Source organism: Actinoplanes siamensis (assembly GCF_016862395.1).
Classification (GTDB): domain Bacteria; phylum Actinomycetota; class Actinomycetes; order Mycobacteriales; family Micromonosporaceae; genus Actinoplanes; species Actinoplanes siamensis.
On record NZ_BOMW01000012.1, the window covers coordinates 1 to 26,961 of the forward strand.

Here is a 26,961-nt window from a genome sequence, read left to right on the forward strand (position 1 = left end):
CCCTGCTGGTCCAGGATGTGCTCGGAGTCACCCTCACGCAGCTCGATCGCGCTGTCCACACCCTGCGCGATGTCCGGCGACTGCGACCCGATGGAGACGCTCACGCCGCAGGACGCGCCGTCGAAGCCCTTCTTCGACGAGTCGTAACCGATCCGCAGGATGGTGTCGCGCACGATGCTGGGGATGTCGGCGTAGGCCTGGGTGGTGACCTCACCGGCTACGTGCACCTGGCCGGTGGTGATCAGGGTCTCGACCGCGACACGGCTGCGCGGGTCCTGCGCGAGCAGGGCGTCGAGAATCCCGTCGCTGATCTGGTCAGCGATCTTGTCCGGGTGGCCTTCCGTGACCGACTCGGAAGTGAACAGGCGGCGTGCCACGGTGCTCCTCAGTTGTCGAATACAGGTAACGCGGAAGTCTAATCAGAGCGGCCGACCGCCGCCGACCTGCCCATCGAGCCGGTCCACGACGTGGTCGAAGATCCTACCGGCCACATCGTCTTTGGAGAGTTCGTCGAGCGCGTCGGTGAGACCATCCACGCCCAGCACAGTAACGGTGTTTCGATCCTCACCGAAAACCCTGTCGACCCCTACTTCGTTGACGATGATCAGATCCGCCCGTTTTTTCACCATTTTGACCCGGGCGTGTTCCAACGCGTCGTGCGTCTCGGCGGCGAACGCCACCAGCACCTGGCCGGGCCGCTTGGCGGCGCCCAGTTCGGCGGCGATGTCCGGGTTCGTGACGAGGGCGATCGGGGCGGGGAGCCCGTCGTCGGTCTTCTTGATCTTCTGCTCGGCGACGGTCGCGGGCCGGAAGTCGGCGGGCGCGGCGGCCATCACCGCGACGTCCGCCGACGCGAACGCCTCGACCGTGGCCTTGCGCAGTTCCTCCGTGGTGCCCACCCGGATCAGATCGGCGCCGGCCGGATCGGGCAGAGCGACGTTCGCTGCGATCAGCGTCACCCGGGCGCCCCGGGCCAGCGCGGCGCGGGCCAGCGCGTAACCCTGCTTGCCGGAGGACCGGTTGCCGAGGAAGCGCACCGGGTCGAGCGGCTCGCGGGTCCCACCGGCGGTCACCACCACGTGCCGGCCTTGAAGATCATTTTTAGGACCACGACTGCGGAGTACGCCCATGGCGTACTCGAAAATCGCCGCGGGCTCCGGAAGCCGGCCCTTGCCGGTGTCCTTGCCGGTGAGACGGCCGACGGCCGGCTCGATGACGAGCGCGCCCCGCGAGCGCAGCGTCGCCACGTTGGCCCGGGTCGCCGGGTTCTCCCACATCTCGGTGTGCATGGCCGGCGCGTAGACCACCGGGCAGGTGGCCGTCAGCAGGGTGTTGGTGAGCAGGTCGTCGGCGATCCCGTGGGCGGCCCTGGCCAGGATGTCGGCGGTGGCCGGCGCGACCACGACCAGCTCGGCGGCCCGGCCGATCCGCACGTGCGGCACCTCGTGGGCGTCGTCCCAGACCCGCGTGCCGACCGGGCGGCCGGAGAGCGCGGCCCAGGTCGGCTCGCCGACGAACTTCAGCGCCGAGGCGGTTGGCACCACCCGCACCCCGTGCCCGGACTCGGTGAACAGCCGCAGCAGCTCACACGCCTTGTACGCGGCGATCCCGCCGCACACGCCCAGGACCACCTCGACCACGTCACGACTCCGGGTTCATTCGCGGGGTGTCCGGGGCTCGTCCCCCGGACCGGATATGCCGAGTGCCCCCGGCTCGCGCTTTCCGCGAACAGAGGGCACTGGTAGGACACTCGGCCTTACGGGTGGTCGGTCGGCTCAGCGGTCAGGAGGCCGGCGTTGATCTCGCGCATCGCGATCGACAGCGGCTTCTCCTGCGGCGTGGTCTCGACCAGGGGCCCCACATACTCCAGGAGACCCTCGCCGAGCTGGCTGTAGTAGGCGTTGACCTGGCGGGCGCGCTTGGCCGCGAAGATCACCAGCGAGTACTTCGACGAGGTCTTGTCCAGCAGTTCGTCGATCGGGGGGTTGGTGATGCCCTCGGGGTTGGCGACAGTTCCCACTTCAGAATTCCTTAATGCTAGCTGGCGCTAAGAATGACGAACCGAGCAATCTTACCAGCTCGTCCGCGGCCCGCTCGACGAAGTCGTTGACCACGGTGACGTCGAACTCGGACTCGGCGGCCAGCTCCTCGTCCGCGTGGGCCAGGCGGCGGCGGATGGTCTCCTCGTCGTCGGTCCCCCGGCCGATGAGCCGCCGCTGCAGCTCCTCCTTGCTGGGCGGGGCGAGGAACACCAGCTGGGCGTCCGCCATGGCGGCCCGCACCTGGCGGGCGCCCTGCAGATCGATCTTCAACAAAACGGGCCGGCCCTGCTGGAGCCAGCCCTCGACCTGCGCTCGGGGCGTCCCGTAGAGGTTGCCCGCGAACTCCGCCCACTCCAGCAGCTGTCCGCCATCGATCAGCCGCTGGAACTCCGGGCGGGTCACGAAGTGATAGTGCTCGCCATCGGTCTCGTAGTCACGTTTCTTGCGTGTCGTGACCGACACCGACAACTTGATCCAAGGCGAGCGCGCCCGGATCAGCTCGATCACGCTGTCCTTGCCGACCCCGGAGGGGCCGGACAGGACGGTGAGGCGGGCTGCCGGGCGCGCGTCGTCATCCATGCTCACGGCTCATTCCTACACGAGCCGATGAGTCAGTTCGCAGCGAACTCCCCCAGGAGGGCCTTGCGCTGCTGGTCGCCGAGACCCCGGAGCCGGCGGCTCTCGGCGATCTTCAGCTTCTCCATGATCTGGGTCGCGCGGATCTTGCCGATGCCCGGCAGCGCCTGCAGCACGGCCGAGACCTTCAGCTTGCCGACGACCTCGTCGGCCTCCGCGCGGTCCAGCACGGCGGCGAGGGTGGTCTTGCCGGACTTGAGCTGTTCCTTCAGCTCGGCCCGAGCCTTGCGAACTTCGGCGGCCTTCTCCAGCGCGGCAGCGCGCTGCTCGGGGCTCAGTGACGGGAGCGGCACCAGTTCTCCTCAGGTCCCTATCGCGGCGGTAGTCCAATACCGGCGCTTCTGTGAAACGTGGTGTGCCAGGGAACCAAAGGGGCATGTGGTTCCCGGCGCCGGGAAAACTAGCGGTCAACGGCGCATTCGGCAACGTGGGGGTACCCCGGCACGCGGGCCGTTACGCAGCGGGTTTCACCCGAGCGCGGTCCGACAGTCTGTCAGAACGCGGTCCACGGCGGCCCGCAGACCGGCGATCCCGGGGCCCGCCGAGAGAACTTCCCGTGAATACGACGGCAACACGTTGTGCAGGCTTTCGCCGAAGACGGCACGCAGGTCATCGGGCGTCGCGCCCTGCGCTCCGAGCCCCGGCGCGAGCAGCGGGCCGTTGACCTTCGACAGGTCGTGGCCGGTCCTCCCGATCGTCGCGCCGACCACCAGACCGAAACTTCCGAGCGGGCTCGCACCAGCGTTGAGCTGGGAAATCTCGTCGATCACGGTTTGCGCGACGGTCGCCCCACCAGGCGCGACGGCATGCTGGACGGAAGCGCCCTCGGGGTTCGAGGTCAGCGCGAGAACGAAAATTCCGGCGCCGCTCGTGGCCGCGAGATCGAACGCCGGCCGCAACGAGCCGACCCCGAGGTAGGGACTCACAGTAATCGCGTCGGAGCGTAGAGTGCTGGCTGGATCGAGATACGCGGAGGCGTACGCGGCCATCGTCGAGCCGATGTCGCCGCGCTTCACGTCGAGCAGGACGAGCGCGCCAGCCTCTCTGGACTGTCGGATAGTTGACTCAAGAATAGCGATGCCACGTGACCCAAATCTCTCAAAAAACGCGGACTGGGGCTTCAGGACAGCCACCCGATCGGCCAGCGCCTCGACCACCGTACGGGCGAAGCGCTCCAGGCCGGCGACATCGTCGGGGAGCCCCCACCGGGCGAGCAGAGCGGCGTGCGGATCGATGCCGACGCACAGCGGGCCCCTTTGCCCGATAGCCGCGTGCAGCCGTTCGCCGAACGATTCCATGGCGTATCTACCTCTTCCGTGTCAGCTGGCCGCCACCGCGGCGGCGATCCCCTCGGCAATGCGGGCCACGTCTGTCGCCTCGTCACATACGGCGGCCCGGTGTCGCTCAGATCGCGGAACGGGCGCGGCCAGGCCCCCTCGGCGATCGCCGCCGGCACGTCCACCGGCCGGTCCGGCTGGACGGCGCCGATCGCGCCCAGGACGCGGAGGTCGGCGGCGCCGGGGCCGCGCAGCGGCTCCAGACTGCTCCTCCAGACCGTTTTCGATCATCCGTACGCGATCCCCCCACCCCCCGTCGCGCAACAGCTCCAGCGAGGCCTTGGCGGGCGGGCGGATTGCCGGGCACTTGATGTCCGGGCTCACCCCGGCGTGCTCGACCGCGAAGAACCGCCCGGTCCGGCCGAACCCGCGAGGTGTCCCGTAATCGGGCCGTCCGGCTGCCGGACGCGCGCCCGGTCGAGCGCAAGCGGATCGCGCCCGGCCGGGGTCATCGCGCCGCGTGCGCCCGGGCCGGCCGGGCGCCCTGCGCCACCGCCCGCACCAGGTCCGGGCCCTTGTAGATGAACCCGGAGTAGAGCTGCACCAGCGTGGCGCCGGCGTCCAGGAGCCGGGCCGCGTCGTCGGCCGACATGATCCCGCCCACCCCGACGATCGGCAGCCGGCCGCCGGTCTCCCGGTGCACGAACTCCACCACCGCGCGGGACCGCTCGGTGAGCGGCCGCCCGGAGAGTCCGCCGGCCTCGGTGGCCAGGTGCTGGTCACCCGGAGCCAGACCGTCCCGGGCCAGCGTGGTGTTGGTGGCGATCAGGCCGGCCGCGCCGTGCTCCAGGCAGACCTCCAGCAGCTCGGCGACGGCCGGCTCGGTCAGGTCCGGGGCGATCTTCACGAGCACCGGGACGTCGCCGCCGAGCTCGCGCAGCAGGGTGGTCAGGAAGTCGCGGTCCTGGAGGGTACGCAGGCCCGGTGTGTTCGGCGAGGAGACGTTCACCGCGATGTAGTCCGCGTACGGGTGCAGCAGCCGGTACGACTGCAGGTAGTCCCCGACCGCCTCGTCCAGCGGGGTGACCTTGGACTTGCCCAGCGAGACGCCGAGCGGCACGCCGATCGGTCCCAGCTCCCGCAGGCGCTCGGCCAGGGCGGCCGCGCCGGCGTTGTTGAAGCCCATCCGGTTGATGATCGCCTCGCTGTCCCGGAGCCGGAACAGCCGTGGCCGGTCGTTGCCCGGCTGCGCCTTGGCGGTGACCGTGCCCACCTCCACGAAGCCGAACCCGAGAGCCGGCCAGGCGGGCAGCGCCACGCCGTTCTTGTCCATCCCGGCGGCCAGGCCGACCCGGTTGGGGAAGCGCACCCCGAACGCCTCCACCGGGGCGGAGAAGGCGTACCGGCGACGCATCACCTCACGGGCGGCCGGCGGCATCGAGGCGAGCCGGTGCAGCGTCCACTCGTGCGCGGTCTCGGCGTCGCCGCCGCCCAGCCGGAACAGGACCGGCCGGACGGCGTTGCGGAACAGGTTCATCAGCTGTCGCCCCGGAGGGCCTTGTGCAGCTCCTGCAGCGGCCGCACGGCCATGTCCCCGCGCATCAGGGCCTCGATGCCCATCACCGCGGCGGCCGCGCCGGGCACCGTGGTGATGCACGGGATGTCGGCGGTGACCGCGGCGCTGCGGATCTCGTACCCGTCCTGGCGGGCGCTGGCGCCGGAGCCCTGCGGGGTGTTGATGATCAGGGCGATCTCGCCGGCCAGGATCAGCTCGACGGCGTTCTTGGCGGGGCTCTCGTAGTGCTTCGGCACGACCTCGCACTCGATGCCGTACCGGGACAGCACGTCGCCGGTGCCGGCCGTGGTGACGATGGTGAAGCCCAGGTCGGCGAGCCGCTTGACCGGGAAGATCATCGACCGCTTGTCCCGGTTGGCCACCGAGACGAAGACCTTGCCACTGGTGGGGAGCGAGCCGTACGCCGCGGCCTGGGACTTGGCGAACGCCTGGCCGAAGCCGGTGTCGATGCCCATCACCTCGCCCGTCGACTTCATCTCCGGGCTGAGCAGGTTGTCCACGCTCTTGCCGGCCGGCGTGCGGAACCGTTTGAACGGCAGCACCGCCTCCTTGATCGCGATCGGCGCGTGCGGCGGGAAGGAGCCGCCGTCCCGGTCGGCGATCAGCACGCCCTCGGCGCGCAGCTCGGCGATGGTGGCGCCGAGCATGATCCGGGCGGCCGCCTTGGCCAGCTGCACGCCTGTCGCCTTGGACACGAACGGCACGGTCCGCGACGCCCGCGGGTTGGCCTCCAGCACGTAGAGGACCTCGTCCTTGAGCGCGTACTGGACGTTCATCAGGCCGCGCACCCCGATGCCCCGCGCCAGGGCCTCGGTGTAGCGGCGCACCTGCGCCAGGTGCGAGGCGGCGAGCGTGATCGGCGGCAGCGAGCAGGCCGAGTCGCCGGAGTGGATGCCGGCCTCCTCGATGTGCTCCATCACGCCGCCCAGGTAGACCTCGCCGGTGGCGTCGCAGAGCGCGTCCACGTCGATCTCGATGGCGTCGTCCAGGAACCGGTCGACAAGCACCGGGTGGTCCGGGGAGATCTCGGTGGCCCGCTCGATGTAGCCCTTCAGGGTGGGCTCGTCGTAGACGATCTCCATGCCCCGGCCGCCCAGCACGTAGGACGGGCGGACCAGCACCGGGTAGCCGATCGAGTCGGCGATCGCCTTGGCCTCGTCGAACGAGGTGGCGGTGCCGTGGTCCGGCGAGCGCAGCCCGTTCTCGGCCAGCAGCGTCCCGAACAGGCCGCGGTCCTCGGCCAGGTCGATCGACTCGGGCGTGGTGCCCACGATCGGGACGCCCGCCGCCTTGAGCCGGTTCGCCAGCCCGAGCGGGGTCTGCCCGCCGAGCTGCACGATCACGCCGATCACGCCGGGGCCGCCGGCCGCTTTGCCGGAGCTGTCCTCGGCGTGGAACACCTCGAGGACGTCCTCGAACGTGAGCGGCTCGAAGTAGAGCCGGTCGGCGGTGTCGTAGTCGGTGGAGACGGTCTCCGGGTTGCAGTTGATCATCACAGTTTCCAGATCAACACCACGGAGCGCCTGTACGGCGTGGACACACGAGTAGTCGAACTCGATGCCCTGGCCGATCCGGTTCGGGCCGGAGCCGAGGATCAGCACCTTGGGCCGGTCGCTCGGCGCCACCTCGGTCTCCTCGTCGTAGGACGAGTAGTGGTACGGGGTGTTCGCCGCGAACTCGGCGGCGCAGGTGTCCACGGTCTTGTAGACCGGGCGCACCCCCATCCGGTGCCGCAGCGCGCGGACCCCGTCCTCGCCGGCCAGCTCCGGGCGCAGCGCGGCCAGCTGCTTGTCGGAGAGCCCGGACCGCTTCGCCCGGCGCAGCAGCTCCTCGTCGAGCGCCGGCGCGGCCAGGATCTCGGCGCGCAGGTCGACCAGCGCCTTGATCTCGTCCAGGAACCACGGGTCGATCCGGCCGCTGGCCGCGTGCACCTGCTCGACGGTGGCGCCCAGCCGCAGCGCCCGCTCCACGGTGTAGAGGCGGCCGTCGTGCGGCGTCCGCAGCGCCTCGAGGACCTCCTGCAGGTCGTCGGTCTCGTCGGCGTGGGTCCAGAAACCGGCGTACGACGTCTCCATCGAGCGCAGCGCCTTGTTCAACGCCTCGGCGAAGTTGCGGCCCAGGCTCATCGCCTCGCCGACCGACTTCATCGTGGTGGTGAGCTCCTTGTCCGCGCCCGGGAACTTCTCGAACGCGAACCGCGGGATCTTCACGACCACGTAGTCCAGGGCGGGCTCGAACGCGGCAGGCGTCTTGAGCGTGATGTCGTTCGGGATCTCGTCGAGCGTGTAGCCGATGGCCAGCTTGGCCGCGATCTTGGCGATCGGGAAGCCGGTGGCCTTGGACGCGAGCGCCGAGGACCGGGAGACCCGCGGGTTCATCTCGATCACGATCATCCGGCCGTCGTCCGGGTTGATCGCGAACTGGATGTTGCAGCCGCCGGTGTCCACACCGACCTCGCGGAGCACCGCGATGCCCAGGTCGCGCAGCTTCTGGTACTCCCGGTCGGTGAGCGTCATGGCCGGGGCCACGGTGACGCTGTCGCCGGTGTGCACGCCCATCGGGTCGACGTTCTCGATCGAGCAGACGACCACGACGTTGTCGTGCTTGTCGCGCATCAGCTCGAGCTCGTACTCCTTCCAGCCGAGCACGCTCTCCTCGATGAGCACCTCGTGCACCGGGGAGGCGGCCAGGCCGGCGCCGGCGATGCGGTCCAGGTCCTCGTCGGTGTGCGCCATGCCGGAGCCGAGGCCGCCCATGGTGAACGACGGGCGGATGACGACCGGCAGGCCGATCTCGGCGACCGTCTCGCGGACCTCGTCCATCGAGTGGCAGACCCGCGAGCGCGGGGTCTCGCCGCCGGCCTTGGCGACGATGTCCTTGAACAGCTGGCGGTCCTCGCCCTTGCGGATGGCGTCGACGTTGGCGCCGATCAGCTCGACGCCGTACTTCTCCAGCACGCCGCTCTCGTGCAGCGCGATCGCGGTGTTCAGCGCGGTCTGGCCGCCCAGGGTGGGCAGGATCGCGTCCGGGCGCTCCTTGGCGATGACCAGCTCGACGAACTCCGGGGTGATCGGCTCGACGTAGGTGGCGTCGGCGTACTCCGGGTCGGTCATGATCGTGGCCGGGTTCGAGTTGACCAGCGAGACGCGCAGCCCCTCGGCGCGCAGCACCCGGCACGCCTGGGTGCCGGAGTAGTCGAACTCGCAGGCCTGACCGATGACGATCGGGCCGGACCCGATCACCATCACATGCTTGAGATCCTCACGCTTCGGCACGTGAACTCAGCCCTTCTTCTCGACGAGTTCGACGAAGCGGTCGAACAGGTAGTCCGCGTCGTGCGGGCCGGCAGCGGCCTCGGGGTGGTACTGGACGGTGAAGGCGGGCACCTCGATGCCACGCAGCCCTTCGACCACGTCGTCGTTGAGGCAGACGTGCGAGACCTCGACGCCGCCGAAATCGGTGTCGATCACCTGGTTCAGCGGGGCGTCCACCGCGAACCCGTGGTTGTGGCTGGTCACCTCGACCTTGCCGGTGGTCTTGTCGAGCACCGGCTGGTTGATGCCGCGGTGGCCGTAGCCGAGCTTGTACGTCCCGAAGCCGAGCGCGCGGCCCAGGATCTGGCTGCCGAAGCAGATGCCGAACAGCGGCACCTGGCGGCGCATCACCTCCCGCGCCAACGCGACCGGGCCGTCGGCGGTGGCCGGGTCACCCGGGCCGGGCGAGAGGAACACCGCGTCCGGGCTGACCGCGAGCAGGTCCTCGATGCTCGACGAGGCCGGGAAGATGTGCGTGGTCACGCCGCGGGCGGCGAGCCGGCGGGCGACGTTGCGCTTGATGCCCAGGTCCAGCGCGGCGACCGTGTACCGGTGCTCGCCCTGCGCCGTGACGGTGTACCGGGCGCCGGTGCTGACCTGCGCGGACAGGTCGGCGCCGAGCATCTGCGGCTGGGCCAGGACCCGCTCGCGCAGCTTGCCGGCATCGAGGTCGAGGGAGGAGATGCCGACCCGCATCGCGCCGCGCTCGCGCAGGTGCCGGGTCAGGGCGCGGGTGTCGACGCCGCTGATCCCGACCACGCCCTCGGCGGCCAGCCGGTCGCCCAGGTCGCCCTTCGCGCGCCAGTTCGACGGGCGGCGGGCCGGGTCGCGGACCACGTAGCCGGAGACCCAGATCCGGTCCGACTCGTCGTCCTCGTCGTTGACGCCGGTGTTGCCGATCTGCGGCGCGGTCTGCACCACGACCTGCTTGTGGAAGGAGGGGTCGGTCAGCACTTCCTGGTAACCGGTCATGCCGGTGGTGAAGACCGCCTCGCCGAACGTCTCCCCCACCGCGCCGTACGCGGTGCCGGAGAACGTCCGCCCGTCCTCCAGAACGAGAATCGCAGGGCTGCCAAGGCGGCTTCGCCGCAATCCCGAAAAATCGTCAGCGAGAGTCACTTAACTACCTTCCCGTCCAGAACCGTCGCTTCCCCCCGCAGGAAGGTCGCCACGATGCGACCGGGCAGGGTCATACCCGCGTACGGCGTGTTCCTGCTGCGGCTCGCCAGCTGGCCCGGGTCCACGACCCAGCGCGCCGACGGGTCCACCAGCGTGAGGTTGGCCGGCGTGCCGGCCCGCGTCAGGTCGCCGCCGTGCCCGGCCAGCCCGGCGATGCGGGCCGGCGCGACGGACATCCGGTCGGCGATCAGGTCCCATTTCTCGCCGAAGACGCTCAGCAGGATCGGCAGGGCCGTCTCCAGGCCGAGCATGCCGGGGCGGGCGTACGCCCACTCGCACTCCTTGTCCTGCACGGCGTGCGGGGCGTGGTCGGTGGCGACCACGTCGATCACCCCGTCCAGCAGCGCCTGACGCAGGGCGGCGACGTCCTCCGCCGTACGCAGCGGCGGGTTGACCTTGAAGACCGGGTCGTAACCGCTCGCCTTCTCGTCGGTCAGCAGCAGGTGGTGCGGGGTGACCTCGGCGGTCACCCGGACGCCGCGGGCCTTGGCCTGGCGCAGCACCTCGACCGAGCCGGCCGTGGAGACGTGGCAGACGTGCAGGCGGCTGCCGACGTGCTCGGCCAGCAGCACGTCCCGGGCGATGATCGCCTCCTCGGCGACCGCGGGCCAGCCGGTCAGGCCCAGCCGGGTGCTGACCTCGCCCTCGTGCATCTGCGCGCCCTCGGTGAGCCGGTGCTCCTCGGCGTGCTGGGCGATCACGCCGTCGAACGCCTTCACGTACTCCAGGGCCCGGCGCATCATCTTCGGGTCGGCGACGCAGAAACCGTCGTCGGAGAAGATCCGTACGCGGGCGGCGGAGGTGGCCATCGCGCCCAGCTCGGCCATCTGCTTGCCGGCCAGGCCGACCGTGACCGCGCCGATCGGCTGCACGTCGACCAGCCCGGCCTCCCGGCCCAGGCGCCAGACCTGCTCGACCACGCCGGCGGTGTCGGCGACCGGCGAGGTGTTCGCCATCGCGCAGACCGCGGTGTAGCCGCCCAGGGCCGCGGCGCGGGAGCCGGTCTGGACGGTCTCGGCGTCCTCGCGTCCCGGCTCGCGCAGGTGGGTGTGCACGTCGACGAGGCCGGGCAGCGCCACGAGCCCGTGCGCGTCGATCACTTCGGCATTGCCGTCTGTTTTGTCGGAGATGACGCCATCGTGAATGAGCAGATCGGTCGGCGAGCCGCCGAGGATCGAGACGCCCTTGAGCAGGTACGCCATCACTTGCCTCCCAGGAGCAGGTAGAGGACGGCCATCCGGACGCTGACGCCGTTGGCGACCTGTTCGACGATCGTGGAGCGGGGCGAGTCGGCCACCTCGGGCGCGATCTCCATCCCGCGGTTCATCGGGCCGGGGTGCATGACGATCGCGTGCTCCGGCAGCTTCGTGAGCCGCGGCACGTCGAGCCCGTAGCGGCGGCTGTACTCGCGCGCGGACGGGAAGTACGAGTCCTGCATCCGCTCGGTCTGCACGCGGAGCATCATCACCACGTCGCTGTCCGGCAGGACGCTGTCGAGGTCGTAGGAGACCTGCAGCTTCTCCGGCAGGTCCACAGGGATCAGGGTGGGCGGGCCGACCAGGGTGACCTGCGCGCCGAGCGTGCTCAGCAGCAGCACGTTGGAGCGGGCCACCCGGCTGTGCAGCACGTCGCCGACGATCGCCACCCGCAGGCCCTCCAGGCGGCCCAGGCGGGAGCGCATCGTGTACGCGTCCAGCAGGGCCTGGGTGGGGTGCTCGTGGGTGCCGTCGCCGGCGTTCACCACCGAGCCGTCCACCCACTCGGCCAGCCGGTGCGGCGCCCCGCTGGCCGAGTGCCGGATCACCACGGCGTCGGCGCCCATCGCCTGCAGGGTCAGCGCGGTGTCCTTGAGGCTCTCGCCCTTGGAGACGCTGGAGCCCTTGGCGGAAAAGTTGATCACGTCGGCGGAGAGCCGCTTGGCGGCCGCCTCGAAGGAGATCCGGGTGCGGGTGGAGTCCTCGTAGAACAGGTTCACCACGGTGCGGCCGCGCAGCGCCGGCAGCTTCTTCACCTCGCGACCGGCGAGCGCGGCCATCTCGGCGGCGGTGTCCAGGATCAGCGTGGCGGTGGCGGCGTCCAGGTCCGCGGCGGAGCGCAGGTGTTTGATCACTGGAGTCCTCCGATCAGCCGGACCTCGTCGGCGCCGTCCACCTCGGTGACCGCGACCCGGACGCTCTCGCTGAGCGCGGTCGGGATGTTCTTGCCGACGTAGTCGGCGCGGATCGGCAATTGCCGGTGGCCGCGGTCGACAAGCACCGCCAGCTGCACCGAGCTGGGCCGGCCGAGGTCCTTGAGCGCGTCCAGCGCGGCGCGCACCGAGCGGCCGGAGAAGAGCACGTCGTCGACCAGGATCACCCGCAGGCCGTCGATGCCGCCGGGCGGCAGCTCGGTCCGGCCGAGCGCGCGGGTGGCCTGCAGCCGCAGGTCGTCGCGGTAGAGCGTGATGTCCAGGGAGCCGACCGGCACCTCGACGCCCTCGAACGCCTGGATCCGGGCGGCGAGCCGGTGCGCGAGCGGGACGCCGCGGGTGGGAATGCCGAGCAGCGCGGTGCCGGTGGCCCCGGAGGTCTTCTCCAGGATCTGGTGGGCGATCCGGTCCACTACCCGGGACAGGTCGGCCCCTTCAAGAATGATCTTGCTGGGCGCGTCTGCGCGTGGCTGCGCCACGGCGGACCTCCTTCCCCGCCTCACGGGACGGGTCGTTAAAGGACGTCTGAACGGGCGGCCTCCGCAGGTGACCGGCCCGATGGCTGACGCTACGTTACCAGCGCACACGGTGTTGACCAGGGTGACCTGTCCAACCCAAGGACATTTCCGACAAACCGAGCAAGTAGGGATACAGCCGGTAACTTTGGTGCTCGCCGCACGACTCATCGGTAACCAACACTTGACCGGCGGTCGCAAACTCCGTACCGTCACGCAGCGTAGCGATCCGTGAGGAAGAACCCTCCGGGCCGAGCACAGTACTGGGAGTGTCCGAATGCCGTCTGAGTACGCGAAGTCGCTGGGCGCTCGCCTGCGCTCCATTCGCCAGCAGCAGGGCCTGTCCCTGCAGGGCGTCGAAGAGAAGTCGAACGGCCGCTGGAAGGCCGTCGTGGTCGGCTCCTACGAGCGCGGCGACCGTGCGGTCACCGTGTCCCGTCTGGCCGAACTGGCCGACTTCTACCGTGTTCCCGTCTCCGAGCTGCTGCCCGACGGCAGCGGCATCCGTCTCGAGGCGACCAACAAGATCGTGCTGGACCTCGAGAAGCTCTACGACACCACCGGTGAGGACCTCGCCTACGTGGCGCGGTACGCCCGGGCCATCCAGCAGCAGCGTGGTGACTACAACGGCCGGGTCCTCTCGATCCGCGCCGACGACCTGCGCGCCCTCGCGATCGTCTACGACATCTCGCCCTCGGGCCTGATCGAGCGACTGACCGAGCAGGGCGTCCTGGTGGCCGACCCCCGGGCCTTCTTCGCCAGCTGAACCAGTTCAGTCAAGAAAGCCCGCGTCGGCCCCCCAGATCGACGCGGGCTTACTTTGTTCCAAAAGAAAACGGCCCGGACCGAGCGGTCCAGGCCGTTTTGCGTATCTGACGGACTTCTATCGCTTTCTATCGCGTGGCAAACGCCGCGATCCGGTCCAGCAGGCCGTTGAGGAAGCGCGGGCTGTCGTCCGTCGACATCTCCTTGGCCAGCTCCACCGCCTCGGTGATCGCCACCGGGTCGTCCACCTCGGGCTCGTGGAGCAACTCGTAGACGGCGATCCGGGCCAGGTTGCGGTCGACCACCGGCATGCGGTCGATCGTCCAGCCCTCCGCGTAGCTGGCGATCAGCTCGTCGATCCGATCCAGGTGCTTGGCGACGCCCTCGATCAGGGTGATCGCGTAGGCCAGGTGCTCCGGGTGCGGTTTCGCGATCCGGTCGAGATAGGTGAGCAACACCTGGCCCGGCGGCAGATCACGCAGGTCGGCCTCGAAAAGGACGTCCAGCGCCCGCTTGCGCGCCTTGCGGCGCGCCAGCCGTTCCTTCTTGGGACCTTCCGCCATCAGCTGCGGCCGAGGTAGCGGCCGTCGCGGGTGTCGACCTTGATCTTCTCACCGGTGGTGATGAACAGCGGAACCTGGACCGTGGCGCCGGTCTCGATCGTCGCCGGCTTGGTGCCACCGGTCGAGCGGTCGCCCTGCAGACCCGGCTCGGTGTAGGTGACCTCGACGAAGACGCTGGTCGGCAGCTCGACGTAGAGCGGGACGCCCTCGTGCAGAGCGACCGTGACCTCGGCCTCGGGCAGCAGGTAGTTGGCGTTGTCACCGACGGTGGCGCCGGAGACGTGGATCTGCTCGTAGGTGTCCAGGTCCATGAAGACATAGTCCTCGCCGTCCTGGTACAGATACTGCATCGTGCGCTTGTCGACGGTCGCGGTCTCGACCTTCGTCCCCGCGTTGAAGGTCTTGTCGACGACCTTGCCGGAAAGCACGTGCTTCAGCGTGGTCCGCACGAACGCGGGGCCCTTACCCGGCTTGACGTGCTGGAACTCAACGACGGACCACAGCTCCTTGTCGAGGTTGAGAACCAGGCCGTTCTTCAGGTCGTTGGTGGAAGCCATGTCCTGCCTTGATCTTGACGCGAATCGTTGACCGAACCACTTTACCGGCGATGTGCTGGTGAGAGCGAATCGGGTATCCGTGCTCTTTAGCGTGCAATGTGTTCGAGGGCCAGCCGGTACCCGTCGAACCCGAGACCGACTATCACACCGGTCGCCACGCCCGAGATCACCGAATGGTGCCGGAACGTCTCACGGGTGTGGATGTTGGAGATGTGCACCTCCACCAGCTTGCCGCGGAGCATCGCGCAGGCGTCCCGGAGCGCGATGTTGTAGTGCGTCCAGGCGCCGGCGTTGAGCACCACGTCGGCGCCCTCGTCGGCGGCCTCGTGCAGCCACTCGATCATCTCGTGCTCGGCGTTGGTCTGCAGGATCCGGACCCGCACGCCCAGGTCGTCGGCCACCGTCCGGCACAGGTCGACCAGGTCCTGGTACGTCGCGCTGCCGTAGACGTCCGGCTCGCGGGTGCCCAGCCGGTTCAGGTTCGGCCCGTTCAGCACGTAGATCACCGCGCCACCTCCGCGTAGGCCCGCCGCAGCAGCTCGTCGTCCGGCCCGGCCAGGATGCCCGGCTTCGCCAGGCCGTCCAGGACGACGAACCGCAAGGTGGCGGCCCTCGTCTTCTTGTCCACGCGCATGCCGGCGAGCAGGTCGGTCCAGGCGTCCCGGGCGTACGTCGTGGGCAGGCCCAGGAGCTCCAGGATCCGCCGGTGGCGGGCCGCTGTCGCGCCGTCCAGCCGCCCGGAGAGCCGCCCCAGCTCAGCCGCGAAGATCATGCCGACCGCCACCGCGTGCCCGTGCTTCCAGGAGTACCTCTCGCGGCGCTCGATCGCGTGGCCGAGGGTGTGCCCGTAGTTCAGGATCTCCCGCGGCCCGGACTCCTCGAGGTCCACCCCTACCACGTCGGCCTTCACCCGGATCTTGCGCTCGATCAGCTCGCGCAGCACGTCGCCGTGCGGGTCGAGGGCCCCCTCCGGACTCTCCTCGACCAGCTCCAGGATCCGCGGATCGGCGATGAACCCGCCCTTGACCACCTCGGCCAGCCCGGCGGCGATGTCCTCGCGCGGCAGGGTGTCCAGCGCGTCCAGGTCGCACAGCACCCCGGCGGGCGGGTGGAACGCGCCTACCAGGTTCTTGCCGGCGGCGATGTTCACAGCGGTCTTGCCCCCGACCGCGGCGTCCACCATGCCGGCCACCGAGGTGGACACCGGCACCCAGCGGACCCCGCGCAGCCAGGCGGCGGCGACGTACCCGGCCAGGTCGGTGGTGGCCCCGCCGCCGACCCCGACCACCACATCGGTCCGGGTGAAGCCGGCCGCGCCCAGCTCGTCCCAGCACCGGGCGGCGACCTCCACGGTCTTGCCCCGCTCGGCGTCCGGCACCTCGATCGGCACCACGGTGCCCGCGCCGGCCGCCTTCGCCACCGCCTCGGCCCGCTCCCGCAGCGTGGGCGGGTGGATCACGGCCACCCGCGCCGCGCCGTCCACCAGGGCGGGCAGTTCGTCGTGCAGACCACGTCCGACGATCACGTCGTACGGGCGGTCGCCGTTCACCGGAATTCGCGTCACCACGGCCGTCACCCTATCCGGGCCCCGCTGACCGGGTGGTGACGCTCGCCGGAGTTCCGCCACGTGGGCAGTCGCGCGCGGCGCGCACCCCACCCCGCAAACCACCACCCCCGGCCGAGCCACCCGAGCCGGGCCGCGCCGTGGTCATTCCAGCCCGGGCCGGGTTGGTGGTCGTCATTCGGGGTCAGGGGCGGAGCCGGGCGACGACCTCGCGGGCGATCTCCTCGGGCTCCCGCCCGTCCGTCACGACGGTGTGGGTGGCGACCTCCAGGTACAGCGGCCGCCGCTGTTCCAGCAGAAACTTCAGGGTCGCTCGCGGGTTCATCGCCAGCAGCGGCCGCCCGGCGCCCAGCCCCACGCGCTTCAGCGAGTCGGCGAGCTCCACCGAAAGGTAGACCACGGTGTGCCCGGCGAGCAGCTCACGGGTCCCGTCGTCGAGGATCGCGCCGCCGCCCAGGGCCAGCACCCCGTCGAAGCCGGACAACGCCGACGCGACGACCGCACGCTCCATGGCGCGGAACGCCGCCTCCCCCTCGTCCACGAAGATGTCCGGGATGGGTTTGCCGGCCCGCTCCTCGATGATCGTGTCGGTGTCGGCGAAGGCCAGGCCGAGCGACTCGGCGACCGCCGCGCCGACGGTGGTCTTGCCGGCGCCCATCACGCCGACCAGGACGGCGACCGGCGCCATCAGCGGATCACCAGGTTTTCCAGGTACGAATCGAGGTTGCGGCGGATCTCGGCGACCGAGTCGCCGCCGAACTTCTCGGTCGCGGCCTCGGCCAGGACCAGGGCGACCATGGCCTCGGCGACGACCGCGCCGGCCGGGACCGCGCAGACGTCCGAGCGCTGGTTGATCGCCGTGGCCGGCTCGCCGGTGGTGACGTCGACGGTCTGCAGCGCCCGGTTCAGCGAGGAGATCGGCTTGAGCGCGGCGCGCACGCGCAACGGCTCGCCGTTGGTGATGCCGCCCTCCAGGCCGCCGGCGCGGCCGGTGACCCGCCTGACCCCGTCCGGGGTGGGGACGATCTCGTCGTGGGCGACCGAGCCGCGGGACCGGGCCTGGGTGAAGCCGTCACCGATCTCGACGCCCTTGACCGACTGGATGGACATCAACGCGGTGGCCAGGCGGGCGTCCAGCTTGCGGTCCCACTGCACGTGCGAGCCGAGGCCGGGCGGGAGGTGGTAGGCCAGCACCTCGACGATGCCGCCGAGCGTGTCGGCGTCCTTCTTCGCGGCGTCGACCTCGGCCACCATCCGGGCGCTGGCCTCCGGGTCGAGGCAGCGCAGCGGGTCCGCGTCGATGCGGTCGAAGTCGTCCGGGGTGGGGATCAGGCCGGGCTTGGCGGCGACCGAGCCCAGCTCGGTCACGTGCGAGACGATCTCGACACCGAGCGCCTGCTTGATCAGCTGCTTGGCGACCACGCCGACGGCGACCCGGGCGGCGGTCTCCCGGGCGCTGGCGCGCTCCAGGATCGGGCGGGCGTCGGTGTGCCCGTACTTCTGCATGCCGGCCAGGTCGGCGTGGCCGGGGCGCGGGCGGGTGAGCGGGGCGTTGCGGGACTGCTCGGCCAGCACCTGCGGGTCGACCGGGTCGGCCGACATCACCGTCTCCCACTTGGGCCACTCGGTGTTGCCCACCCGGATGGCGACCGGGCTGCCCAGGGTGCGGCCGTGCCGGACGCCCCCGATGAACTCGACCTCGTCCTGCTCGAACTTCATCCGGGCGCCCCGCCCGTAGCCCAGGCGGCGGCGCACGAGGTCACGGGTGATGTCCGCGCTCGTCACCTCCACCCCGGCGGGAACACCCTCCAGCAGCGCGACGAGAGCCGGGCCGTGCGATTCACCTGCGGTAAGCCAGCGCAACACGGTTGACAGTCTGGCACGACAGGCCTGCGGTCCGGCCGGTGGTACGCCGCGTCCCGCGTTCCGGACAACCACGGCAGGGCTTCCGCGGGGTCGGGGGCCCGGCTACGGGCGTACCACCAATCGATCTCGATGGTGATCCAGCGTCTAGGCGCGGTCGCGGACCGCTTCGCCAAGAGCGGCCCGCATGGCCTCCTCGGGCGCCTCGGTCACCCCGGTGAACTGCTCGAACTGGCTGAGCGCCTGGGCCAGCAACAGATCCAGCCCGGAGACCACAGGCGCGCCGGCGGCGGCCGCCGCGGCCGCGATCGGCGTCGGCCACGGGTCGTAGATCGCGTCGAACAGCACCGTCGCGGGGCGCCAGGCGACCTCGGCGGCCAGGTGGTCGGCCGCGCCCCGGGGAACCGTGGAGATCACCGCGTCGGCGTCGAAGGCGGCCGGCGCGTCCGCCCACGCGACGCCCTCCATCTTCAGGCCGAGCGTTCCGGCGACCGGTTCCAGCTCGGCCAGCGCCTCCGGGCGGCGGGCCACCACGGTGATCGCCTCGGCGCCCAGCTCGGCCGCCGCGGCCAGGGCGGCCCGGGCGGTGCCGCCGCCGCCGAGCACGGTGATCCGCGGCGGCGCCTCCTTGGCGGCGTGCCGGCCGGTGCCGGCGCCGAGGCCGGCCTCGCGCAGCACCCGGATCATGCCGCCGATGTCGCTGTTGTCGGCGTGCCAGCCGCCGTCCGCCTGGCGGACCAAGGTGTTCGCCACGCCGGCGGCGATCGCGACCGGGCTGGCCGAGGTCGCCAGCCTGAGCGCGGCCTCCTTGAGCGGCATGGTGACCGACAGGCCGGCCCATTCCGGGCCGAGGCCGGCCAGCAGGGCCGGCAGCTCGGCCTCGGCGCACTCGATCGCGTCGTAGGTCCAGCCGGTCAGCCCGGCGGCGGCGAAGCCGGCCCGGTGGATCACCGGGGAGAGCGAGTGGGCGATCGGCTTGCCGAGCACGGCCGCCCGTCGAGGGGTGGTGGTCTGCACGCGCCGTATTCTACGAACCCGGCCTCAGCACAGCGGGATGCCGTTCTGACAGGCGAGCTGCCGGTTCTTCTCGTGGTCGGCCCCGGTCCTGCCGTAGGCCATGGTCCCCTTCGTGTCGACGCTGATGAAGAAGTAGTAGGGGAAGTTGTTGGTCGGGCTCATCGCGCCCTTGAGCGCCGCCTTGCCCGGGTTCCCGATCGGCCCCGGCGGCAGCCCCGGCTTGTCGTGCGTGTTGTAGGGGTTCTTCGGGTCGTGCAGTTCCGCGTTGGTCAGGTGCTCCGACGCCTTGGTCCCCTTGCCGGTGATCCGCAGCCAGTAGTTGACAGTGCTGTCCAGCCCCAGGCAGTGGCAGTCGAAGTCGCCGTACGCCCGGTTGTAGACCACCCGCGACACCTTGGGCATGTCCTCCTCCAGGAGCGCCTCGGCCTGGGCGATGGACGCCACGATCAGCGCCTGGTACGGAGAGATGCCGCCGCGGGTCTTCTCCACCGTCGGGATGAACTCCAGCTGCTCCATCTCGGCGTTGAAGTTCGCGACGATCGTCTTGAGCACCTCGGCGGCGTCCGCCTTCGGCGACAGCTCGTAGGTCGCCGGGTACAGGAAGCCCTCGATGTCGCTCTTGTCGGCCTTCTTGCCGTCGCCGCGCCGGAACCAGGACTCGTCCACCCCGAGCGCGACCGGGTTCTTCGCCGCCTTCGCGAAGTCCGCCACCGGGATCTTGGTGGCTTCCGACAGCTTCTGGAACGTCTGCTGGTACGACAGCCCCTCGGGCAGGGTGACCTTGGTGACCCAGCGCGCGTTCGGGTCGAGCAGCCGGCCGAGCGCGTCGCCGGCCTTCATCCCGACCTGGAGCTTGTACCACCCGGCCTGGATGTTCTTGCTGCGGTTGTTGTCCTTGGCGGCGTCGACGAACGCGTCCACCGAGGCGACCACCTTCTGGTGGTACAGCGTGGTGCCGATGTCGGTGGCCGACTGACCGGTCTTCACCTCGACGATCGCCTCGGCGCCACCCGGTCCGGAGTAGTCGTCGGCGACGAAGACGCCTTTCACCTTGCTGTACGCGAACCAGCCCCCGCCCGCCAGCAGGCCGAGCAGAACCAGGCTGAGGAAGAAGGCGACGGCCGACCGCCCGGCGCGGCTCCGGCGCCGCGAGGTGTCCGATTTCGCCTGCTCTTCTTCCTCCAGTACCGCATCCAGATCGTCGAGCATTACCGCCTCCGCTGCGCGTCCAGCATGTCAAGCCCCCGGCTGGAACTACGTCGCGAAGGGTGTCACGGATCGATCTGCGGCGCTACCTCACAGCGACGGCCGACCCGGAACAACCAGGTCGGCCGTCGATGTCACGCTGGTGCGGTCAGCAGATCGGAATGCCGTTCCTGCAGGCCTTCTGAATGTTCGCCTGGTGCTCCTCGAAGGTCTTGCCGTACCCCATCGCGCCCTTCTGGTCGACCGTCACGAAGAAGAAGTAATCGCTCTTCGGGGGCTCGACGGCACCCTTCAGGGCGACCTCGCCGGGACTGCTGATCGGCCCGACGGCCATGCCCTTGACGTCGTAGTTGTACGGGTTCTTCGGGTCGTGCAGCTCCTGGGCGAGCAGCTTCTCCGACGACTTCGCGTCCTTGCCGCTGATCCGCAGCCAGTAGTTGACGGTGCTGTCCAGCTGCAGGCAGCTGCACGGGAACTTGCCGGTGTACGCCCGGTTGTAGAGCACCCGCGCGACCGGCCCCATGTCCTCCGGCAGCAGCGCCTCGACCTGCGCGATCGACGCGGCCACCAGCGCCTCGTACGGCGAGATGTTCAGCTTGGTCGCCTTGTTCGCGAAGTCCAGCTTCGTCATCTCGTCGTTGAAGTGCTCGATGATGATCTTCAGGACGCCTGTGGCGTCGGTGTCCTTCGGGAACTCGTAGGTGGCCGGGTACAGGAAGCCCTCGATGTCCGCCGCGTTGACCTTCTTCCCGTCGCGGCGCTTGAACCACAGCGACGGCACGCCCAGCTTCTGCGGGCTCTTCGCGGCCTTCTTGAAGTCGTCGACGGGGATGCCGGTCGCCTTCGACAGCCGGTCGAAGATCTGCAGCGAGATCACACCCTCGGGGATGGTGACCTTGTTGACGTTCTTGTTCTTCAGGTCGAGCAGCATCGTCAGCGCGTCGCTGGCCTTCATCTCCTTCCTCAGGAGATACGATCCCACCTGAATGTCCTTGCTCTTCGGATTGTCCTTGGCCGCGTCGACGAACGCCGCGGCGCTCTTCACCACACCCGCCTTGTACAGGGTGTCGGCGATGTCGGTAGCGGTGTTGCCGGACTTCACCTCGATGACCGCCTCACCGGTGCCCGGCCCGGCGAAGTCCTCGGCGCTGAAGAAGCCCTTCACCTTGCCGTAGCCGACGTAGGCGACACCGCCGAGCGCCCCGAAAAGCAGCAGAACCAGGGCGAAGGCCATGACTGTACGGCCCGGTCCACCCTTTTTCCTGCGATGTTTCCAGCGGCCTCGATCCTCTGCGCCCTCGAACGCCAAATCCAGGTCGTCGTCGCTCAATTAAGTCTGCCTCCGCTGTGCGTCCAGCCAGCCCTGCAGGATCTCCACGGCGGCCGCCTGGTCCACGACCGCTCGCTGCCGACGCCCTCGAACGCCCCGCTCGCTCAGCCTACGGCTGGCGACGACTGTCGACATCCGCTCGTCGGAGAGCACAACCGGCCGGGGCGCGAGAATCACTCCCAGCCGCTGCACGTACGCCCGGACGTGGCCGGCCGCCACGCCCTCCCGCCCGTTCAGCGCGACCGGGAGGCCCACGACGACCTCGACGGCCTCGTGCTCCTCCGCCAGCCGGGCCAGCTCGGCCATGTCGGCGGGAACCTCGTCCGCGCCGGCCAGCTGATCCCGCGCCACGGTCGCGACCGGGCTGGCCAGGATCCCGTCCGGATCGCACTTGGCGACCCCGACGCGCACCTGTCCGACGTCCACCCCGAGGCGCACCCCCCGGGTGAAGCCGTGCGTCACGCTCTCTCCCTGCACACCAGCAAACCGCATCTCCGTTGTCCCCGAACGAGCCTTCCGCACGATCGACACCATTATCGACGTACGCCGATAACGGGCTCCTGATCGCGCGCAAAGCTTAACCGCTGCGCGTCCTGATACAACGGCCCCCTGTGCCGAGGCCAGGAATTCTCAAGGAAAAGGAAAGGATCCGTCGCACTGGGCGACGGATCCATTACCTGTCAATTGTCAGCTCGCGCCGGCGAGCGCCTTCTCGATCGACGCCAGCAGGTTCGGCGCCTCGGACGCCGGCACGCCGCCGCCCTGCGCCAGGTCGGCGTTGCCGCCACCCCGGCCGGACAGCGCGCCCTTGACCAGATCACCCGCGGACAGCCCCCGGCTCTTGGCGGCCGCGTTGATCGCCACGATCAGCGTCGCCTTGCCACCCGAACGGGCGGTCACCGCGACCACCGCCGGACGCGCCGGGTCGAACTTGCCGCGGATCTCCTGCGCCAGCGTGCGCACGTCGGTGCCGGCCGCGCCCTCCGGCGCCTCGGTCCCGACGAACGCCACCCCGCGCAGGTCCTTCGCCTGGTCGACCAGCGCGCCCGCGCCGGCCAGCACCATCTGCGCCCGCAGCTTCTCCAGCTCCTTCTCCGCGTCGCGCAGCGCCGTGACGGTCTGCTCGACCCGGTCGGCGACCTGGTCGCCGGGCACCCGGAACAGGTCGGCCAGGCGCGACACCAGCAGGTGCTCCTTGGCCAGGAAGCCGAACGCGTCGATGCCGACCAGCGCCTCGACCCGCCGCACGCCGGAGCCGATCGACGACTCGGTCAGGATCTTCACCAGGCCGAGCTGGCCGGAGCGGGCCACGTGGGTGCCACCGCACAGCTCCCGCGCGTAGTCGCCGACCTCGACGACCCGCACCTCGTCACCGTACTTCTCGCCGAACAGCGCCATCGCGCCGAGCCGGCGCGCCTCCTCCTGGGAGGTGACGAACGCGTTCACCTCGAGGTCGCGCAGCAGCACCTCGTTGATCTGCTGCTCGACGTCGAAGAGCACCGACGGGTTCACCGCGCCCGGGGTGTGGAAGTCGAACCGCAGCCGGCCCGGCGCGTTCAGCGAACCCGCCTGGGTCGCCGACTCGCCGAGGAAGTTGCGCATGGTCTGGTGCACCAGGTGGGTCGCGGTGTGCGACCGGGAGATCGCCTTGCGGCGGGTCACGTCGATCTCCGCCAGGCCGCTCTCGCCGGCCCGCACCTCGCCCTGCACCACCCGCGCCTTGTGCACGATCAGGCCGGGAATCGGCTGCTGCACGTCGAACACCTCGAGGTGGCCGCCGCCGACCTTGATCAGGCCGGTGTCCGCCTGCTGGCCACCGCCCTCGGCGTAGAACGGGGTGGTGTCCAGCACCAGCTCGACGGTCTCGCCCTCGCCGGCCACCTCGACCCGGCCGGAGTCGCCGATCAGCGCCCGGACCCGGGACTCGCGGGAGACCTCCTGGTACCCGGTGAACTGCACCGCGCCGCCGGCGTCGAGCGCCGACCGGTACGACGACAGGTCCGCGTGGCCGGTCTTGCGCGCCGCCGCGTCCGCCTTCGCCGCCGCCTTCTGCTCGGCCATCAGCCGGCGGAAGCCGTCCTGGTCGACCTGCAGCCCCTGCTCCTGCGCGATCTCCAGGGTCAGGTCGATCGGGAAGCCGTACGTGTCGTGCAGCTTGAACGCCTGCGAGCCGGAGAGCAGCTTGGCGCCGGACTGCTTGGTCTCGCTGATCGCGGTGTCCAGGATCGTGGTGCCCGCCTTGAGCGTGGAGAGGAACGCGTCCTCCTCCGCGTACGCGTACGTGGAGATCCGCCCGAACTCCTCGGCCAGCTCCGGGTACGACGGGGACATGCAGTCCCGCGCGATCGGCAGCAGGATCGGCAGCGCCGGCTCCTGCCAGCCGAGCAGGCGGATCGCCCGGATCGCGCGGCGCATGATCCGGCGCAGCACGTAGCCGCGGCCCTCGTTCGACGGGACGATGCCGTCGCCGATCAGCATCAGCGCGGTGCGCACGTGGTCGGCGATCACCCGCAGCCGGACGTCGTCGGGGTGGCTCTGGTTCGCCGCGTGGCCGGAGTGCGCACCGTACGTCCTGCCGGTCATCTCCGCCGCCCGGGCCAGGATCGGGCGGACCTCGTCGATCTCGTACAGGTTGTCGACGCCCTGCAGGATCGACGCGATGCGCTCCAGGCCCATGCCGGTGTCGATGTTCTGCTTCGGGAGCGCGCCGACGATCGTGAAGTCCTCCTTCGACTTCACGTCGGTGATCTCGTTCTGCATGAAGACCAGGTTCCAGAACTCCAGGTACCGGTCCTCGTCGACCTCCGGGCCGCCCTCCCTGCCGTAGGCGGGGCCGCGGTCGTAGTACAGCTCCGAGCACGGGCCGGCCGGGCCGGGGATGCCCATCGACCAGTAGTTGTCCTTCTTGCCGCGGCGCACGATCCGCTCCGCGGGCAGGCCGGTCCGCTTCCAGATCTCGATCGCCTCGTCGTCGTCGAGATACACCGTCGCCCAGATCTTCTCCGGGTCCAGACCGAAACCGCCCTGCTCGACCGGCTTCGTGGACAGCTCCCACGCCAGCGGGATCGCGCCCGCCTTGAAGTAGTCGCCGAACGAGAAGTTACCGTTCATCTGGAAGAACGTGCCGTGCCGGCTGGTCTTGCCGACCTCGTCGATGTCCGGCGTCCGGATGCACTTCTGCACACTCGCCGCCCGCTGGTACGGCGGGGTGCGCTGACCCAGGAAGAACGGCACGAACTGCACCATGCCGGCGTTGATGAACAGCAGGTTCGGGTCGTCGATGGCCGGCAGCGGGGCACTCGGGACGACCGTGTGCCCGTTGGCCTCGAAATGCGCCAGAAAGCGCCGCTTGACTTCCGCCGTCTTCATCGATTTCCCTCCTGCGAACCGGGCTGCGAGTCGTCGCGCAGCTCGGCGAATTTGTCCTCGTACAGAACCCCCTCGGCGAACGCCTCGTGGATCTGTTCCTCCCGCTCGGCCATACCGTCGCGGACGTCTTCCACGAAGCTACGCATCGACTCGACGAGCCCGCCAGCGGATTGCGAGAGCGAGGTGGCGATCCCGGTGGGGGTGAACTCCTCGGCCTTCTGCGTGAGCTTGCGCACCACGAGGGCGCCGACGGCCAGACCGACACCCAGCCAGAGCAGGCGTTTCATAGCAACGTTCCCCTCTTCGCGGCTATTTCAGCGATTGGCCCGGCGACGGCGCTTGATCTCGGTGCGGACCTCACGGTCCTCCTCGGCGTGCCGTCGCGCGGCGGCCGCCTTACGCAGCCCGTACCCGAACGAGGCGACCTTGACCAGCGGGTTCGCCGCGGCGGCGGAGACCACGGTGACCAGGTTGGCGACGTTGGCGGTGACGTTCTGCGCGTGCTCGGTCATCGTGTCGACCTTGGCCAGCTGCAGGTTCACACCGTCCAAAGAGACCTGGACCTGACCGAGAGCGGTGTTCACGTTCTCCACCGTGGTGTTCACGTTGCCGAGCAGCGGGCCGGTGCGATCGGTCACCTCGTTGATCGCCCGGGTCGCGGCGTCCACGGTGCGGCCCAGCTTCAGAATCGGCACGGCGAGCACGAGAACGAGCATCAGGAAGGCGCCCGCCGCGATCAGACCAGCGATTTCTCCGGCGTTCATTTAAGCGCGTCTCCTCTTCGGGTGGTCACGGTAACGGCGGGGACAACGTGCAGACCCTACCGTCCGTGACCACCACGCGCGTCACGACGCCTCTGGTGTCGGCGCCAAGAGGGGATCGTTCTCGTTCAGGACCGGATCCGGAGTCTCGCCCACCGGCCCCGGGCGGGTGTCGGGTTTGCCGCGCTCGTCGGCGATCTCGTTGCGCACCTTGATGCTGACCGTCGATCCCTCGCACTTGCCGGCCCCGGCCTCACCGGCCTCGGCCTCCTCGGTCCCGGCCGCCGGCAGCGCGTCCTGCGCCACCTGGTCGACCGCGCACCCGGGCAGCCCCACCGCGAGATCCAGAGTGAACTCGTCCCGCCGCCAGCAGGTGTAGGTGCCCTCCTCGGGCCGGACCGGCGTCTCCGGGCACTCGGCCACCTTCCACTGGGTCCAGCCGGCCTTGCTGAGCGCCTTCGTGTACGCCTCGGTGGTCTCCTGGAACTGCCGCTCCGACTGGACCACCCGCTCGCGGAACCGGCAGTCCAGGAAGCACCAGCGGCTCCCGCTGCCCTTGTCGTCGGCCTGCTTGTCGGCCCAGGCCGGCACGTCGAGCGCGTTGAGCGAGGCGAACACCGGGTCGTTGCCGACCGCGCGCAGCCCGAAGAAGGCCGGCAGCACCAGCAGCACGACGATCGCCAGCGTGGAGAGCGTGATCAGCCGCAGCCGCCGCTGCGTGCGGAGCTTCTGGCGAAGCTCGGCGAGACCACCCTCCGCGCCGGTCCCGGTCTCCTCGTCGCCGTCGGGCAGCGACGGGCCGCTCTTCCGATTCGGGGGTACGGCAGCGGCCCCGCCCCGCCCGGCGCGGGCCCCCGCGATCGTCCCGGTCCCGTTCCCGGGCCCGTTGCCGAAGCCGTCGGCCGTCCCCGGTCCGGCGCCGAATCCGTCACCGGCGGCGTTTCCCGGCCGCGACCGCGGTCCCTGGCCGTTTCCGGGCCCATCGGGCCGTCCGGGCGCCGAAGCCGCGCCAGTCCCCCGGCCGCTCCCCGGCACAGCGGCGGCGCCGGCATTCCCCGGCACAGACGCCGCACCAGTCCCCCGGCCGCTCCCCGGCACAGACGCCGCACCGGTTCCCCGGCCGTTTCCGGGCACGGCAGCAGCGCCGGCCCGATTGTTCCCGGGCACGGCGACGGACGCCGCGCCACGCGGGGCGCCGCCCGGACCGCCGGCCTCAGGGCCGGTCCCAGTAACCTGGGC

General features: G+C 70.3%; 27 protein-coding genes and 1 pseudogene. 1 reads left to right on the forward strand and 27 read right to left on the reverse strand.

Translation table 11 applies throughout. The features are described from left to right. The 13 genes and pseudogenes from Asi03nite_RS04805 to pyrR all read right to left on the reverse strand — a co-directional run. The coding region (locus Asi03nite_RS04805; protein ID WP_275409323.1) for an S-adenosylmethionine synthetase N-terminal domain-containing protein at window positions 1–377 on the reverse strand (377 nt) is incomplete at its 3' end. 42 nt (window positions 378–419) lie between these two features. Beyond that, a complete protein-coding gene (gene coaBC, locus Asi03nite_RS04810) occupies window positions 420–1,640 on the reverse strand; it encodes a bifunctional phosphopantothenoylcysteine decarboxylase/phosphopantothenate--cysteine ligase CoaBC (protein ID WP_203677183.1) in 1,221 nt (406 codons plus the stop codon). A 116-nt stretch (window positions 1,641–1,756) separates the two neighbouring features. Continuing rightward, window positions 1,757–2,020, reverse strand: coding sequence for a DNA-directed RNA polymerase subunit omega (rpoZ, locus tag Asi03nite_RS04815; RefSeq protein WP_067705078.1), 264 nt, complete (start codon window positions 2,018–2,020; stop codon window positions 1,757–1,759). 1 nt (window position 2,021) lies between these two features. Beyond that, window positions 2,022–2,621: a guanylate kinase gene (gene gmk, locus Asi03nite_RS04820; protein WP_203677184.1), complete on the reverse strand. Its 600-nt coding sequence runs from the start codon at window positions 2,619–2,621 to the stop codon at window positions 2,022–2,024. A 32-nt stretch (window positions 2,622–2,653) separates the two neighbouring features. After that, the gene (gene mihF, locus Asi03nite_RS04825; RefSeq protein WP_014693418.1) at window positions 2,654–2,971 is read right to left on the reverse strand and encodes an integration host factor, actinobacterial type; all 318 of its coding nucleotides are present in this window, start codon (window positions 2,969–2,971) and stop codon (window positions 2,654–2,656) included. A 174-nt stretch (window positions 2,972–3,145) separates the two neighbouring features. Further along, window positions 3,146–3,976 (reverse strand): orotidine-5'-phosphate decarboxylase, encoded by an 831-nt coding sequence (gene pyrF / locus Asi03nite_RS04830; protein WP_203677185.1) that lies wholly within the window; start codon window positions 3,974–3,976, stop codon window positions 3,146–3,148. A 21-nt stretch (window positions 3,977–3,997) separates the two neighbouring features. Further along, window positions 3,998–4,300, reverse strand: a pseudogene (locus tag Asi03nite_RS37665) (adenosylmethionine--8-amino-7-oxononanoate aminotransferase BioA); the annotation flags it as partial. 163 nt (window positions 4,301–4,463) lie between these two features. Continuing rightward, the gene (locus tag Asi03nite_RS04835; protein WP_203677186.1) at window positions 4,464–5,492 is read right to left on the reverse strand and encodes a quinone-dependent dihydroorotate dehydrogenase; all 1,029 of its coding nucleotides are present in this window, start codon (window positions 5,490–5,492) and stop codon (window positions 4,464–4,466) included. Then, window positions 5,492–8,806, reverse strand: a complete 3,315-nt coding sequence (gene carB, locus Asi03nite_RS04840; protein ID WP_203677187.1) for a carbamoyl-phosphate synthase large subunit — start codon at window positions 8,804–8,806, stop codon at window positions 5,492–5,494. Before carB ends, Asi03nite_RS04835 begins: the two co-directional genes overlap by 1 nt. A 6-nt stretch (window positions 8,807–8,812) precedes the next feature. Beyond that, the gene (gene carA, locus Asi03nite_RS04845) at window positions 8,813–9,937 is read right to left on the reverse strand and encodes a glutamine-hydrolyzing carbamoyl-phosphate synthase small subunit (protein ID WP_239102388.1); all 1,125 of its coding nucleotides are present in this window, start codon (window positions 9,935–9,937) and stop codon (window positions 8,813–8,815) included. Between the two features lie 23 nt (window positions 9,938–9,960). Beyond that, window positions 9,961–11,229, reverse strand: coding sequence for a dihydroorotase (locus Asi03nite_RS04850; protein ID WP_203677189.1), 1,269 nt, complete (start codon window positions 11,227–11,229; stop codon window positions 9,961–9,963). After that, window positions 11,226–12,134, reverse strand: coding sequence for an aspartate carbamoyltransferase catalytic subunit (locus Asi03nite_RS04855; protein WP_203677190.1), 909 nt, complete (start codon window positions 12,132–12,134; stop codon window positions 11,226–11,228). Before Asi03nite_RS04855 ends, Asi03nite_RS04850 begins: the two co-directional genes overlap by 4 nt. Then, on the reverse strand, window positions 12,131–12,691 hold the full coding sequence (gene pyrR, locus Asi03nite_RS04860) for a bifunctional pyr operon transcriptional regulator/uracil phosphoribosyltransferase PyrR (protein WP_203677191.1): 561 nt from the start codon (window positions 12,689–12,691) through the stop codon (window positions 12,131–12,133). The genes Asi03nite_RS04855 and pyrR overlap by 4 nt, the downstream gene beginning before the upstream one ends. Before the next feature lie 313 nt (window positions 12,692–13,004). Between pyrR and bldD the strand changes: the two genes are divergently transcribed. After that, window positions 13,005–13,493, forward strand: a complete 489-nt coding sequence (bldD, locus tag Asi03nite_RS04865) for a transcriptional regulator BldD (RefSeq protein WP_014446326.1) — start codon at window positions 13,005–13,007, stop codon at window positions 13,491–13,493. A gap of 127 nt (window positions 13,494–13,620) precedes the next feature. On the opposite strand, the gene nusB is transcribed toward bldD, so the two are convergent. The 14 genes from nusB to Asi03nite_RS38425 all read right to left on the reverse strand — a co-directional run bounded on the left by nusB (window position 13,621) and on the right by Asi03nite_RS38425 (window position 26,784). Then, complete coding sequence (gene nusB / locus Asi03nite_RS04870; protein ID WP_203677192.1) at window positions 13,621–14,055, reverse strand: transcription antitermination factor NusB; 435 nt, start codon at window positions 14,053–14,055, stop codon at window positions 13,621–13,623. After that, complete coding sequence (gene efp, locus Asi03nite_RS04875) at window positions 14,055–14,612, reverse strand: elongation factor P (RefSeq protein WP_203677193.1); 558 nt, start codon at window positions 14,610–14,612, stop codon at window positions 14,055–14,057. Before efp ends, nusB begins: the two co-directional genes overlap by 1 nt. Before the next feature lie 86 nt (window positions 14,613–14,698). Then, window positions 14,699–15,118 carry a type II 3-dehydroquinate dehydratase gene (gene aroQ, locus Asi03nite_RS04880; RefSeq protein ID WP_203677194.1) on the reverse strand — a complete coding sequence of 140 codons (420 nt, stop codon included), beginning with the start codon at window positions 15,116–15,118 and terminating at the stop codon, window positions 14,699–14,701. Further along, a complete protein-coding gene (gene aroB, locus Asi03nite_RS04885; protein ID WP_373872088.1) occupies window positions 15,115–16,179 on the reverse strand; it encodes a 3-dehydroquinate synthase in 1,065 nt (354 codons plus the stop codon). Before aroB ends, aroQ begins: the two co-directional genes overlap by 4 nt. 181 nt (window positions 16,180–16,360) lie before the next feature. Next, window positions 16,361–16,864 carry a shikimate kinase gene (locus Asi03nite_RS04890; protein ID WP_203677196.1) on the reverse strand — a complete coding sequence of 168 codons (504 nt, stop codon included), beginning with the start codon at window positions 16,862–16,864 and terminating at the stop codon, window positions 16,361–16,363. Next, a complete protein-coding gene (gene aroC / locus Asi03nite_RS04895; protein ID WP_203677197.1) occupies window positions 16,864–18,042 on the reverse strand; it encodes a chorismate synthase in 1,179 nt (392 codons plus the stop codon). The genes Asi03nite_RS04890 and aroC overlap by 1 nt, the downstream gene beginning before the upstream one ends. A 144-nt stretch (window positions 18,043–18,186) precedes the next feature. Then, complete coding sequence (locus Asi03nite_RS04900) at window positions 18,187–19,056, reverse strand: shikimate dehydrogenase (protein WP_203677198.1); 870 nt, start codon at window positions 19,054–19,056, stop codon at window positions 18,187–18,189. 24 nt (window positions 19,057–19,080) lie between these two features. Beyond that, complete coding sequence (gene mltG, locus Asi03nite_RS04905) at window positions 19,081–20,265, reverse strand: endolytic transglycosylase MltG (RefSeq protein WP_203677199.1); 1,185 nt, start codon at window positions 20,263–20,265, stop codon at window positions 19,081–19,083. A 145-nt stretch (window positions 20,266–20,410) separates the two neighbouring features. After that, complete coding sequence (gene mltG, locus Asi03nite_RS04910) at window positions 20,411–21,496, reverse strand: endolytic transglycosylase MltG (RefSeq protein ID WP_239102389.1); 1,086 nt, start codon at window positions 21,494–21,496, stop codon at window positions 20,411–20,413. 96 nt (window positions 21,497–21,592) lie between these two features. Beyond that, entirely contained in the window at window positions 21,593–22,054 is a 462-nt protein-coding gene (ruvX, locus tag Asi03nite_RS04915) for a Holliday junction resolvase RuvX (RefSeq protein WP_239102390.1), read from the reverse strand. Between the two features lie 225 nt (window positions 22,055–22,279). Further along, window positions 22,280–24,961, reverse strand: a complete 2,682-nt coding sequence (alaS, locus tag Asi03nite_RS04920) for an alanine--tRNA ligase (RefSeq protein WP_203677202.1) — start codon at window positions 24,959–24,961, stop codon at window positions 22,280–22,282. Beyond that, window positions 24,958–25,248, reverse strand: a complete 291-nt coding sequence (locus Asi03nite_RS04925; RefSeq protein WP_203677203.1) for a hypothetical protein — start codon at window positions 25,246–25,248, stop codon at window positions 24,958–24,960. The genes alaS and Asi03nite_RS04925 overlap by 4 nt, the downstream gene beginning before the upstream one ends. Before the next feature lie 27 nt (window positions 25,249–25,275). After that, window positions 25,276–25,725 (reverse strand): DUF948 domain-containing protein, encoded by a 450-nt coding sequence (locus Asi03nite_RS04930; protein WP_203677204.1) that lies wholly within the window; start codon window positions 25,723–25,725, stop codon window positions 25,276–25,278. Between the two features lie 81 nt (window positions 25,726–25,806). Beyond that, on the reverse strand, window positions 25,807–26,784 hold the full coding sequence (locus Asi03nite_RS38425) for a hypothetical protein (protein WP_275409324.1): 978 nt from the start codon (window positions 26,782–26,784) through the stop codon (window positions 25,807–25,809). Window positions 26,785–26,961: the final 177 nt, after the last annotated feature.